This is a genomic window from Paenalcaligenes sp. DL 309, from assembly GCF_057475285.1.
In genome coordinates, this window is record NZ_JBYBKW010000001.1 from 107,520 (window position 1) to 119,946 (window position 12,427).

Annotated in this window: 12 protein-coding genes; 7 read left to right on the plus strand and 5 right to left on the minus strand. The window is 45.0% G+C overall.

The genetic code is table 11. The annotated features are described in order from the left end of the window. Window positions 1-57: 57 nt before the first annotated feature. Window positions 58-705, minus strand: coding sequence for a phosphoribosylglycinamide formyltransferase (gene purN, locus AC2UZJ_RS00480; protein WP_486948157.1), 648 nt, complete (start codon window positions 703-705; stop codon window positions 58-60). Window positions 706-750: 45 nt separating this feature from the next. Here purN and AC2UZJ_RS00485 point away from each other — a divergent pair, with 45 nt between their 5' ends. The 5 genes from AC2UZJ_RS00485 to dut are packed head-to-tail and all read left to right on the plus strand — an operon-like array spanning window position 751 to window position 6,723. Then, window positions 751-1,716 carry a bifunctional riboflavin kinase/FAD synthetase gene (locus AC2UZJ_RS00485; RefSeq protein ID WP_486948158.1) on the plus strand — a complete coding sequence of 322 codons (966 nt, stop codon included), beginning with the start codon at window positions 751-753 and terminating at the stop codon, window positions 1,714-1,716. Next, window positions 1,706-4,546, plus strand: coding sequence for an isoleucine--tRNA ligase (gene ileS, locus AC2UZJ_RS00490; RefSeq protein WP_486948573.1), 2,841 nt, complete (start codon window positions 1,706-1,708; stop codon window positions 4,544-4,546). Before AC2UZJ_RS00485 ends, ileS begins: the two co-directional genes overlap by 11 nt. Then, a complete protein-coding gene (gene lspA / locus AC2UZJ_RS00495) occupies window positions 4,521-5,078 on the plus strand; it encodes a signal peptidase II (protein WP_486948159.1) in 558 nt (185 codons plus the stop codon). Before ileS ends, lspA begins: the two co-directional genes overlap by 26 nt. Beyond that, window positions 5,056-6,255, plus strand: a complete 1,200-nt coding sequence (coaBC, locus tag AC2UZJ_RS00500) for a bifunctional phosphopantothenoylcysteine decarboxylase/phosphopantothenate--cysteine ligase CoaBC (protein ID WP_486948160.1) — start codon at window positions 5,056-5,058, stop codon at window positions 6,253-6,255. The genes lspA and coaBC overlap by 23 nt, the downstream gene beginning before the upstream one ends. A gap of 18 nt (window positions 6,256-6,273) precedes the next feature. Next, window positions 6,274-6,723: a dUTP diphosphatase gene (gene dut / locus AC2UZJ_RS00505; RefSeq protein ID WP_486948161.1), complete on the plus strand. Its 450-nt coding sequence runs from the start codon at window positions 6,274-6,276 to the stop codon at window positions 6,721-6,723. 13 nt (window positions 6,724-6,736) lie between these two features. Here the strand turns inward: dut and clpA are convergent, their stop codons facing one another. Both clpA and clpS read right to left on the minus strand, forming a co-directional pair. Then, complete coding sequence (gene clpA / locus AC2UZJ_RS00510; protein WP_486948162.1) at window positions 6,737-9,082, minus strand: ATP-dependent Clp protease ATP-binding subunit ClpA; 2,346 nt, start codon at window positions 9,080-9,082, stop codon at window positions 6,737-6,739. A gap of 63 nt (window positions 9,083-9,145) precedes the next feature. Further along, complete coding sequence (clpS, locus tag AC2UZJ_RS00515) at window positions 9,146-9,463, minus strand: ATP-dependent Clp protease adapter ClpS (RefSeq protein ID WP_486948163.1); 318 nt, start codon at window positions 9,461-9,463, stop codon at window positions 9,146-9,148. 189 nt (window positions 9,464-9,652) lie between these two features. On the opposite strand from clpS, the gene AC2UZJ_RS00520 reads away from it, so the two are divergent. Both AC2UZJ_RS00520 and AC2UZJ_RS00525 read left to right on the plus strand, forming a co-directional pair. Next, window positions 9,653-9,895: a cold-shock protein gene (locus AC2UZJ_RS00520; RefSeq protein ID WP_486948164.1), complete on the plus strand. Its 243-nt coding sequence runs from the start codon at window positions 9,653-9,655 to the stop codon at window positions 9,893-9,895. Window positions 9,896-9,987: 92 nt separating this feature from the next. Next, a complete protein-coding gene (locus AC2UZJ_RS00525) occupies window positions 9,988-10,386 on the plus strand; it encodes a DUF192 domain-containing protein (protein ID WP_486948165.1) in 399 nt (132 codons plus the stop codon). A gap of 122 nt (window positions 10,387-10,508) precedes the next feature. On the opposite strand, the gene sodB is transcribed toward AC2UZJ_RS00525, so the two are convergent. After that, window positions 10,509-11,090, minus strand: coding sequence for a superoxide dismutase [Fe] (gene sodB / locus AC2UZJ_RS00530; protein WP_486948166.1), 582 nt, complete (start codon window positions 11,088-11,090; stop codon window positions 10,509-10,511). A 46-nt stretch (window positions 11,091-11,136) separates the two neighbouring features. Beyond that, the gene (gene xseA, locus AC2UZJ_RS00535; protein WP_486948167.1) at window positions 11,137-12,399 is read right to left on the minus strand and encodes an exodeoxyribonuclease VII large subunit; all 1,263 of its coding nucleotides are present in this window, start codon (window positions 12,397-12,399) and stop codon (window positions 11,137-11,139) included. Window positions 12,400-12,427 lie beyond the last annotated feature (28 nt).

A 12,427-nucleotide genomic window follows, 5' to 3' on the forward strand; every position in this document is an offset into this window, starting at 1 on the left:
TTTATGCGCTGGACGTTTGGTAGACATATATAAAGAAATTGTAAAAAATAAAAGTGACTAAGCGACAAAGGCGCGATGCGGTACTCCTTGTACCTGGACGCGCCCGCTTTCTAACAGACGCACTTGATCTGCTACTAACCACTCCACCACTTGATTATACACTCGGTGTTCTATGGTTAATAATCGTGTGGCTAAGCTGTGCGCATCATCATCATGGTATACAGGGACTATACCTTGGGCGATAATAGGGCCATTATCAACCACAGGTGTCACGAAATGTACTGTGCACCCGTGCCACTGTAATTCAGCATCTATAGCGCTTTGATGAGTATTAAGCCCTGGAAATAAGGGGAGTAATGAGGGGTGAATATTAATAAGGCGACCAGTGAACTGCTGTACAAATTCCGGCGTTAAAATGCGCATGAACCCAGCCAGTAATACGTAATCAGGTTGGTATTGTTGCACAAGCTGAGCCAGCCGTGCATCAAAACTTGTACGATCTGTAAACTGCTTGTGCTCAAGCACCTCTGTATTTATGCCTTGCTCCTGAGCCCATTGTATGCCTTTAGCGTCTACTTTATTAGCAATAACAGCTACTACTTCCGCATTTAGCTGTTTATTTTTTATTGTTTCTACTATAGATTGCATATTTGAGCCGCGCCCTGAGATTAGGATAACTAAGCGGCATTTTTTATTTAAACCCATTCGTTTTACTCCAACGCTTTCAACCATATTTTGTTAATTTTGCCTGTGAAACCTACATTTACTATTTATCGTCACCTGCCGCGTTATGATACTAACGCGCCAAGTGCTGTAACCATCGGCAATTTTGACGGGGTACACCGTGGTCATCAGACAATACTGCACCGTTTGCGTGATGAGGCGCAACGGCAAGACCTTTTACCTACCGTCATGACCTTCAATCCGCATCCACGTGCTTTTTTTGCCGATAAAGCCAAACGCCCTGAATTGTACCCCGCCCCCATCAATACCCTAAGAGATAAATTACAAACGCTGGCTGCGCATGGCGCCAAGCAAATTGTAATGCAACGCTTTAATGCGGAATTTGCCACATTAAACGCTCAGACTTTTATAGACAAATTACTGGTCAAAGGGCTCAATACTAAATGGTTGCTTGTGGGTGAGGATTTTAAATTTGGCCACCAGCGTCAAGGTAACATTGATCTTTTGCGTCAAGCCGGTGCCACTTATGGCTTCAAAGTTGAAACCATCGCTGATATTCCCGACACTACAGGACAACGCATCTCCAGTTCCGATATACGTACAGCTCTAGCTCGTGGTAACTTACAACTAGCCAGCGAACTATTAGGTCGCCCTTACGCCATCAGTGGTCATGTTATACATGGTCAAAAACTAGGGCGTACTATTGGCTACCCTACATTAAATGTACCGGTACCGCTGCACTGTGCGGCCATGTCGGGCGTTTATATCGTCTTAGTACATGGCTTAGCTAATGAACCTTTAGCCGGTATAGCAAGTTTAGGGGTACGCCCTACCGTAGTAGATGCCGGCAAGCTATTATTAGAAGTGCATATATTAGACCGCAGCCTAGATGCTTACGGTAAACTAGTAAATGTTGAGTTTCTACAATTTGTACGAAACGAAGAAAAATTTCCTGATCTTCAAACAATGATGACTGCCATCGATAACGATGCACGCAGCGCTCGTGAGTATTTTGCTTCCCATGGATTATAAAAACACTTTAAACCTCCCCGACTCCCCTTTTCCCATGCGTGGGAACCTACCCAAACGTGAGCCCAATTGGGTACGTGAGTGGCAAGAGAAAGATCTCTACGCTGCTATACGTACGGCCAGTCAAGGGCGGCCTAAATTTGTGCTACACGATGGCCCCCCTTACGCCAATGGCAGCATACATATAGGCCACGCGGTTAATAAAGTACTCAAAGACATTATTGTTAAAAGCCGTAATATGGCGGGTTTTGATGCTCAGTATGTACCAGGCTGGGACTGTCATGGTATGCCCATTGAAGTACAGATTGAGAAACTTTACGGCAAAAACCTGCCAGTTAAAGAAGTACAGGCCAAAGCCCGTGCCTATGCCGCAGAACAAGTGGATAGCCAACGTCAGGACTTCATTCGTTTAGGTGTTTTAGCTGAGTGGGATAACCCTTACCTCACTATGAATTACAGCAACGAAGCCGATGAACTACGTGTATTAGGCCGTATTTTAGAAAAAGGCTTTGTGTTTCGCGGTTTAAAGCCAGTGAACTGGTGTTTTGACTGTAGATCTGCGTTAGCAGAAGCAGAAGTGGAGTACGCTGACCGCACAGACCCTTCCATCCATGTGGCCTTTCCTTTTGCTGATAAAGCAAAAGTGGCTAAGGCCTTTGGCTTAGACAGCGTAGAAGACGGTGCCGCCGTCATCTGGACCACCACGCCTTGGACCATACCCGCTAACCAAGCCCTAAACGTACACCCAGAGTCTGAATATGCGCTAGTGCGCTTAGAAAAAGCACGTGCTACAGGCTCAATGTTGATTATTGCCAAAGATTTAGTAGAACAAAGCTTAGAAGAATGGAATCTACAAGGTGAAATCATTGCCACTACCTTGGGGGAAAACTTAGAGTTACTCTCTTTCCACCATCCCTTAGCTAAAGCCGATGAAGGTTACAACCGCCTTTCCCCTATTTATTTAGCGGATTACGTCACTTTAGACTCAGGTACCGGTATTGTGCACTCCGCTCCCGCTTATGGGGTAGAGGATTTTATCTCCTGTAAAAATCATGGTTTAAAAGACGATGAGATGATCAGTCCGGTAATGGCAAATGGGGTATATGCTTCATCATTACCGTTATTTGGCGGTCAATTTATCTTTAAAGCTAACCCGCTCATAGTCGAGGCTTTAGAAACAGCGGGCACCTTAATAAAAACTGAAAATCATCAGCATAGCTATATGCACTGCTGGCGTCATAAATCACCCGTTATCTATCGCGCTACTAGCCAATGGTTTGCAGGTATGGATATTGAAAACAGTACCGGAAAACCTTTACGTGAAATGGCTCTAGAGGCGATTGAGGACACTGACTTTTATCCGTCATGGGGTAAAGCTCGTCTACACGCCATGATTGCTAATCGTCCCGATTGGACTCTATCACGTCAGCGTCAGTGGGGGGTACCGATGGCTTTTTTTGTACACAAAGAAACAGGTGAGTTGCACCCACGCACCCCTGAGCTGATTGAATTAATAGCCCAACGCATCGAAGTGGAAGGCTTAGAAGCGTGGCAAAATATAGAGCCGGTAGACTTTTTAGGTGATGAAGCCGATCAATACGAAAAAAACAAAGATACCTTAGACGTCTGGTTTGACTCAGGCACCACACACGCTACAGTATTGGGTGGCCATGATGACCCACAAATCAAAGGCTCCCACTCCCAACAGCTCAGTTGGCCTGCAGACTTGTACCTAGAGGGCTCAGACCAGCACCGCGGCTGGTTCCACTCCTCCTTACTCACTGGGTGCATGATGTATGGCCGCGCGCCTTATAAAGCCCTCCTAACACACGGTTTTGTTGTAGATGGCAAAGGGCGTAAAATGAGTAAATCAGTGGGTAATGTGATGCTACCGCAAGAAATTGCTGATAAGCTGGGCGCAGAGATTCTACGTCTTTGGACGGCTTCCACCGATTACTCGGGTGAGCTCACCATTTCTGATGAAATTCTCAAACGTGTAGTAGAAGGCTACAGACGTATTCGTAATACGTTGAAATTCCTCTTAGGTAATATTGCTGATTTTGATATTGAGAAAAACGGCATTGCCGTTAACCGTCTCTTAGATATAGACAAATATGCCTTAGGTATGACACATACCATGCAAACTCAGGCGCTAAAAAATTACGAGCGCTATGAGTTCCATCCTATTGTTTCGCGTTTACAAACCTTCTGTTCTGAAGAATTAGGTGCATTTTATTTAGATATTTTAAAAGACCGCCTCTACACCACGCAGCCTAATAGTCATGCACGTCGTTCGGCGCAAACCGCGCTCTACCACATCAGTCATGCGTTGATTAAACTGATGGCGCCTATTTTGTCCTTTACCGCCGAAGAAGCATGGCAAGATTTACACATAGGCAAAGAAGCGCCACTCACCATTTTTACTGAGCAGTTCCACGAGTTACCCTTAGCGACTGAAAATGCCTCTTTAATCGCACAATGGGAGCGCATACGTGAAATACGCGCTGAGGTAATGCGTCAAATAGAAACCTTGCGTAGTGCCGGTAAAGTGGGCTCTTCGTTAGCGGCTGAGGTGGATATTTATGCTAAAGGGGAAGACTACGCCCTACTAGCTCAGTTAGGAGATGATTTACGCTTTGTGTTTTTAGTGTCTAGAGCTACCCTACACAACGGCGATGAGTTACTCATAGAAGTGATTCCCACCACAGCAGATAAATGTGATCGCTGCTGGCATCATAGCGCGGATGTAGGCGCAAGTGAAACGCACCCTACTCTATGTGGACGTTGTGTGACAAACTTAGATGGGATTGGCGAACTCCGTGCGCACGCCTAAACCCTCCGATTTAGCGTCAGTCTCAAAAACCAACCTTAAAGGTGGTTTTTGGGGCTGGTTATTGATTGCTGCAGTTATTGTGTTGGTAGATCAAGTCACTAAACAATACATGGAAAACACCTTGCTCTACGCTGAGCGGTGGTCTGTATTGCCGTTTTTTGATTTCACCTTGCTCTATAACCCAGGGGCTGCCTTTAGCTTTTTAGCCGATGGCGCGGGGTGGCAACGATGGTTTTTTACGCTAGTTGCTATGGTAGCCACCACACTTATTGTGTATATGCTGCGCAAAAACTCACAACAAACGCTTTTCTGCGCCTCTTTAAGCTTAATTTTAGGGGGTGCTATAGGCAATGTAATAGATAGAATTTGGCATAGTCATGTGATTGATTTTTTACTTTTCTATTGGCGCGATTGGTATTTTCCCGCATTTAATGTGGCAGACATTGCTATTACTTGTGGAGCCATTCTCTTAATTTTAGATGAATTTATACGTATCAGAAAAAACAGACATGCCAAAACCCTTAAAAAATAAACGCTTAATCTTAGGGCTCACAGGTGGGATAGCCTGTTATAAAAGTGCCGAATATTTACGGCGCGCTCAAGACATGGGCGCGGAATTTGATGTGGTGATGACAACGGGTGCCCAGCAATTTATTACCCCCATCACCTTCAAAGCACTTTCTGGTAGGCAGGTACATACCGACTTATGGGACAACAGCAGCCCCGATAATATGGCGCACATACACCTTAGTCGTGCAGCTGATGCCATTATTATCGCTCCAGCAAGTACCAATTTTATTGCACGCTTAGTAGCCGGTTTAGCCGACGATTTACTGACTACGCTTTGTGTAGCGCGCGGTAATTGCCCGCTGATTATTGCCCCTGCTATGAATAGAGAAATGTGGGCACACCCCGCTACTCAACGCAACATCGCCCAATTACGTGCTGATGGCGTGCATATTATTGGCCCGGGAGCTGGCGATCAAGCTTGTGGGGAAATTGGTGACGGCCGTATGCTAGAGCCTTTAGAGCTATTAGCAGAAACCATCGCTTTTTTTCAACCTAAGGTATTAGCGGGTAAACGAGTACTCATTACGGCCGGCCCCACCTCTGAGCCTATAGACCCGGTGCGTACCATCACTAATCGTTCTTCCGGAAAAATGGGCTACGCTATTGCTCAAGCGGCTTTTAATGCAGGCGCTGAAGTGCATTTGGTGTCTGGACCCGTACGGCTAGACACCCCCTACGGTGTGAAAAAACAATCCGTGGGTAGTGCTCGCGATATGCATGCCGCCGTCATGGGTTTAGCTCCGCATCATGATATTTTTATTAGTGTGGCGGCGGTGGCAGACTGGTATGTGAAAAATGCCAGTGATCAAAAAATGAAAAAAGACAAAGATCAAAGTGCACCACAATTGGAGTTTGCGCCTAACCCCGATATCCTAGCCAGTGTGGCGACCATGCCTACAGAACAAAGACCTTTTTGTGTGGGCTTTGCTGCCGAAACAGAAAAGCTTGTAGAAAACGCCCAAGCTAAACGTCTACGCAAAGGGGTGCCCTTATTAGTGGGTAATTTAGCCCAAGACGCTATGGACGCGGACGACACGCAACTTATGATCTTTAATGAAAGTGGCTATGATCAATGGCCAACACAGACCAAGACCGATGCCGCCCAACAATTAATCGCCCATATTGCTACACAAATATAGATAATTATTTATAATTTTATGAAAAGTATTGCCATTAAGTTTTTAGACGATCGCATTAAACAACTGCCCGAATACGCTACCCCTGGGTCTGCTGGCTTAGATCTACGCGCTTGTATAGATACAGCCCTCACTTTAAAACCCGGGGAAACTCAACTAATTCCTACCGGTATGGCGGTGCATATTGCAGACGCCGGCTATGCCGCTATGATATTACCTAGATCAGGATTAGGCCATAAACATGGCATTGTGTTGGGTAATTTAGTGGGCTTAATTGACTCTGATTACCAAGGACCCTTGATGGTATCTATGTGGAATAGAGGCAGCACAGATTTTTTAATTGAACCCATGGAACGTATTGCTCAAATGGTGATTGTACCGGTGATGCAACCTAGTTTTCATGTGGTAGAAGACTTCGATGCCGCGTCAAAGCGCGGCATCGGAGGTTTTGGGAGTACAGGTAGCAATTAATGAGTAATTACTACTAATCAATCAACTCGGCTTGAGGGTGGTTAGGCGCAGGCTGTTTAGTCTCGCCATTATCTGAACCATTATCATCAAATAATAGCACCACCTTATCTTCTGCAGTATCAATATCTACTGTCACTGCACCCCCGTTTGTTAAGCGTCCAAATAACAGTTCATCAGCCAAAGCGCGACGAATGGTGTCTTGAATCAGTCTATGCATAGGTCTAGCCCCCATAGCAGGATCAAAACCATTAAGCGCCAAGTAATCACGCAAGGCATCGCTAAAGCTAATATCAACCCGTTTTTCTTGTAGCTGCTGCTCTAACTGTAAGAGGAATTTATCTACTACGCGTAAAATAACCTCTTTAGATAAAGGCTCAAACGGGATAATGGCATCTAAGCGATTACGGAACTCCGGTGTGAACATACGCTTGATGGCTTCCATTTCATCACCCGCTTCACGCTTATTAGAGAAACCAATCACGTTTTTACTTAAGGCCTCAGCGCCAGCGTTTGTGGTCATGATAATAATCACATTGCGGAAATCCGCTTTACGGCCGTTGTTATCTGTCAACGTTCCATGATCCATGACTTGCAGCAAGATATTATAGACATCAGGGTGCGCTTTTTCGATCTCGTCTAAGAGCAACACACAATGCGGCTGCTTAGTAACAGCCTCAGTTAAGAGCCCGCCTTGATCAAAGCCTACATAACCCGGTGGCGCACCAATTAAACGTGAAACCGCATGACGCTCCATGTATTCCGACATATCAAAACGCAGTAATTCCACACCCAGCACAAAAGCTAACTGCCTGGCCACTTCGGTTTTACCTACGCCTGTAGGACCAGAAAACAAGAAAGAACCAATGGGTTTATCAGGGCGCCCTAAGCCAGAACGAGTCATTTTAATTGCCGATGCTAAAGCTTCAATGGCTTTATTTTGACCAAATACCACGGTATTTAAATCGCGGTCTAAGGTGGCTAGCTTATTGCGATCATCGGTGGATACATTTTGAGGCGGTATGCGCGCTATCTGTGCAACGATGGCTTGAATATCGGTTTTGCCTATGGTTTTTTTCTGTTTAGATACAGGTAATAAACGCTGAGCCGCCCCTGCCTCATCAATCACATCAATAGCTTTATCAGGCAAAAAGCGATCGTTTATATGACGTGCTGATAGTTCGGCGGCGGCTGTTAAGGCCGTTTGGGTATAACGGACGCCATGATGCTCTTCAAAGTAAGGCTTTAATCCACGTAAAATCTGCACCGTTTCTTGTACTGTAGGCTCAATTACATCTACCTTTTGGAAACGACGTGACAGAGCATGATCTTTTTCAAAAATACCCCTGAATTCTGTGTAGGTAGTCGCTCCCATACATTTCAATTGGCCAGAAGACAAAGCAGGTTTTAGTAGATTTGAAGCATCTAAAGCCCCACCCGAAGCCGAACCTGCACCAATAATGGTATGTATTTCATCAATAAACAAGACGGCTTTAGGATCTTTATTTAGCTCTTTGAGTACGGCTTTTAAACGTTGCTCAAAATCGCCACGGTATTTAGTACCGGCTAGTAACGCCCCCATATCTAGCGCATACACTTGCATTCCCTTAAGTACTTCGGGAACTTCATCTTTGGTAATGCGTAAAGCCAAGCCTTCAGCTATCGCTGTTTTACCTACTCCGGCTTCACCCACTAATAAAGGATTATTTTTACGCCTTCTGCATAAGACCTGTATCACGCGTTCAATCTCTTTATCGCGGCCAATTAAAGGATCTATACGCCCTTGCTTTGCCTGTTGATTAAGGTTGTTTGTGTAAAGGTCTAAGGGTGATTTTTGCTCTTGTGCCCCCAGTGCCTGCGCCTGTGCGGTAGGCTGCACGGGCTCGGATTCATTAGGCTTTTGTACGCGAGCACTATAAGTGCTGTCTTTTGCCACCCCGTGCGATAAGTAATTCACAATATCTAAACGCGTTACGCCTTGCTGGTGCAAATAGTAAATAGCATGTGAGTCTTTCTCTCCATACATAGCAACCAACACATGGGCTCCATTTACTTCAGTTTTGGTGGTAGAGCTAGATGATACATGCATAATAGCGCGTTGAATAACTCGCTGAAAACCTAAAGTAGGTTGTGTATCTACCTCTTCCTGCCCCTCTACAACGGGCGTATTTTCAGCAATAAACTGCCGTAAGTGCTGGCGTAAATCTGGAATATTGGCAGCACAAGCACGAAGTACATCTACTGCTGCCGCATTATCTAGTAAAGACAGCAATAAGTGTTCTACCGTGATAAATTCATGGCGCGCAGCACGTGCCTCAACAAAGGCCATGTGCAAACTAACTTCTAATTCTTCGGAGATCATGTATCCTCCTTCACGGTAAAAGTAATTTTATAATCATAGTATAAGACATGCCGCTCAATTAAGTTAAGGGGCTTGCTCCATAATACATTTTAATGGGTGCTCTTCAAGCTGGGCGAGCTGATGCACCTGCTGAATGCGAGTGGCCGCTATATCTTTAGGATACACGCCACACAGCCCACGCCCCTGGTAATGAATTGTAAGCATAATGCGCTCCGCCTCATCAGCAGACTTTTTAAATATACCCATTAACACCTCTATAACAAAATCCATAGTGGTGAAGTCATCATTTAACATAATAACCTGATACAAGGGTGGAGGTGCGGTTTTACTCAGCTGCTTATCAAGCAACTTTTCTTTATCAATGGTGGTATTAGTACTCATACTGCTTATAGGTTGATAGTTAAACTAGGTAATTTCCATAGTTGACGTGATAGGTGATTCTTTAGCATTATAAAAGGCATCCGCAAGGCATATATAGGCATACTACCATTTATGTGCCATGCTAGGATTACATACGGTGGCCTTGCGCTCCCGTTATTAGTAATTTTTATCCGTCTAGAGGCAGTAAGCATGTCAGATACCAGTATCAGCAGTCTAAGCAGTGAAAAAATCTCCGGCACCGTAAAATGGTTTAACGATGCCAAAGGCTTTGGCTTTGTTACCCCCGATAGTGGTGGTGAAGATCTATTCGCCCATTTTTCCTCCATCAACATGAATGGTTTTAAAACTCTCAAAGAAGGTCAAAAAATTTTTTTTGAGGTAGCACAAGGGCCTAAAGGCCAGCAGGCGTTAAACATTACAGCAGCAGAATAAACTTCCTCTGACGCCCAAAATTTAAAAATAATATGCATTCGTTTTTCACAGGGCTTTTACGCCCTGTTTTTTACTTTCTATGTTCTCTACTATTGCTCATAAGCGTAAAAGCGCAGGCGCAAGCACAACCACAGCTACCCACCGTAACCCTACAAATAAATAAAAACCTGCTACACGCTGAAGTGGCAGACACAGACTCCACAAGAGCTCAGGGGTTGATGTATAGGCAGTCTTTGGCTCCAAATAGCGGTATGCTATTTGTATTTGATTATTCCATGCCAGCGTGCTTTTGGATGAAAAACACCCCACTGCCTCTAAGTATTGCTTTTATTACCGACGAAGGCATCATTACCAATATTGAAGCCATGCAACCTTTTAGCACGGCTTCTGTATGCCCTCTGCGTCCGGTTAAATACGCCTTAGAGATGGAGCAAGGCTGGTTTGCGAAGCACGATATTTATGCGGGTGATGTGGTGCAGCATTTACCTTAATAGCAAAATCTAAAACCGCTTTCTCTTTTTATTTATGCAAACAGGCCTCATTGCTATTACACACAATGAGGCCTGTTTATGAGTTGCTACAAACCAGTGCAGCTTTGCTTAAACTTTAACTTTTATTCAGCAAAATTTTTAGCAGCAAAATCCCAGTTTGCGAGTTTCCAGAAGTTTTCTAGATACTGCGGGCGAGAGTTACGGCAATCAATGTAGTAAGCATGCTCCCAAAGATCACAGGTTAAAAGCGCTTTGTCTTCTGTGGTCAATGGTGTGGCGGCATTACTTGTGTTCACAATATCTACCGTGCCGTCTGCTTTTTTCACTAGCCACGTCCAGCTTGAACCAAAGTTACCCGCTGCCGCTTTATTGAACTCAGCTTTGAAGTTATCAAAGCTACCCCATTTGGCATTAATGGCGTCTAAAAGAGCACCTTCTGGCTCACCGCCACCGTTTGGAGACAAGCTATTCCAGTAAAACGTATGGTTCCAAACTTGAGCTGCGTTATTAAATACGCCACCAGATGATTTTTTTACAATCTCTTCTAAGCTATCGTTGGCCATATCAGTGCCTTCGATTAGGTTATTGAGGTTGGTAACGTAAGTTTGGTGGTGTTTACCGTAGTGATACTCTAGGGTTTCTTTGGAAATATGCGGTGCTAAAGCGTCTAGTGCATAGGGAAGTTCTGGAAGTGTAAAAGCCATATTTAATTCCTTATTAATAGTTAATATGAAAGGTTAAAGCCAATGATTATAATAAATCATGCTTTTGTTTTAGCTTAACAAGCAGATGGCCTTGTGCCAACTGTATTTGTAACGACTCATTAACGTTAAGCGCTAATGAACTCTTAATAATATTACCTGATTCATCACGCACAATGGCATAACCTCTGTCAAGCACTGCTTCAGGGTTGAAGGCGCTTAATGTTTGTTGCGCTACATGTAAAGTATGCCGCTTTTGGCGCAAAGTGGTCTGTGTAGATTGTAACAAACGCTGTTGCAGCTCGCTAACTCTTTGCTTAGACTCCCAGACCTTGGGAGTACAGCGCTGTAAACGATGCCACGCGTGCTGAAGCTGTTGCTGCTTTTGCTGCAGACGCTGCTGCGGCGATATCAAACGCGCTGTAATTCGGTCTAAGCGCAAACTAGAGCGCTCTATAATTCTAGCCTGACTTTGCTGTAAACGCCTTAATACCCCCAGGAGCTCGGCGTTACTTTGCGCATGGCTAGTACAACAAAGCTCAGCAGCAGCCGTAGGCGTGGGAGCTCGTACATCAGCCACAAAGTCCGCAATACTAAAATCGGTTTCATGCCCTACGCCGCTAATAATGGGAATGGGGCTGGCTTTTATTAACCGCGCTAAACGCTCATCATTAAAGCTCCATAAATCTTCTAAGCTGCCTCCGCCTCGCACTAACAATATCGTTTGCACTTTCGCATCGGCTATCGCTTGACCTAAGGCTTGACACAGCTGTTCAGCGGCTTCTGCCCCTTGTACCGCAGCGGGGTACACATACACCTCCACATGCGGAGCGCGACGACTCATGGTGCTAAGCACATCTCGTAGCGCGGCCGCGGCCAAAGAGGTAATGACTGCTATACGGCGCGGCATAGCCGGCACAGGCAATTTATCTGTAACATCAAATAACCCTTCGGCGGCCAATGCGTTTTTAAGGCGCTCAAACTCAGCGTGTAAATCGCCCACACCAGCGCGCTCCATGCCTTCAACTTGTAGCTGAAAATCCCCACGTGGCTCATACATAGTTACCGTGGCATAAAAACGGTACTTTTCACCCACTTTAGGCACAAAGCCCACCCGCGCGACACGCCCACGAAACATCACCGCTTTAACCGCTGCACGCTCGTCTTTAATTGTAAAATACCAATGACCAGAGACCGCTTGTGTAAAGTTTGAAATTTCACCCTCTACCCAAATACGGCCTAATTGCTGTTCTAATAGTTGAGCCACATGGCGATTTAACTGACTAACCGTTAAACTGTGCGAAGAATTCATTACATTAAAAATATATAGAGAAAATTAA

Excerpts from the sequence above, each read along its gene's own strand:
- purN (WP_486948157.1), bottom strand. The coding sequence starts at position 705 with ATGGGTTTAAATAAAAAATGCCGCTTAGTTATCCTAATCTCAGGGCGC.
- clpA (WP_486948162.1), bottom strand. The coding sequence starts at position 9,082 with ATGATCTCCGAAGAATTAGAAGTTAGTTTGCACATGGCCTTTGTTGAG.
- ileS (WP_486948573.1), top strand. The coding sequence starts at position 1,706 with ATGGATTATAAAAACACTTTAAACCTCCCCGACTCCCCTTTTCCCATG.
- dut (WP_486948161.1), top strand. The coding sequence starts at position 6,274 with ATGAAAAGTATTGCCATTAAGTTTTTAGACGATCGCATTAAACAACTG.
- clpS (WP_486948163.1), bottom strand. The coding sequence starts at position 9,463 with ATGAGTACTAATACCACCATTGATAAAGAAAAGTTGCTTGATAAGCAG.
- coaBC (WP_486948160.1), top strand. The coding sequence starts at position 5,056 with ATGCCAAAACCCTTAAAAAATAAACGCTTAATCTTAGGGCTCACAGGT.
- xseA (WP_486948167.1), bottom strand. The coding sequence starts at position 12,399 with ATGAATTCTTCGCACAGTTTAACGGTTAGTCAGTTAAATCGCCATGTG.
- sodB (WP_486948166.1), bottom strand. The coding sequence starts at position 11,090 with ATGGCTTTTACACTTCCAGAACTTCCCTATGCACTAGACGCTTTAGCA.
- AC2UZJ_RS00520 (WP_486948164.1), top strand. The coding sequence starts at position 9,653 with ATGTCAGATACCAGTATCAGCAGTCTAAGCAGTGAAAAAATCTCCGGC.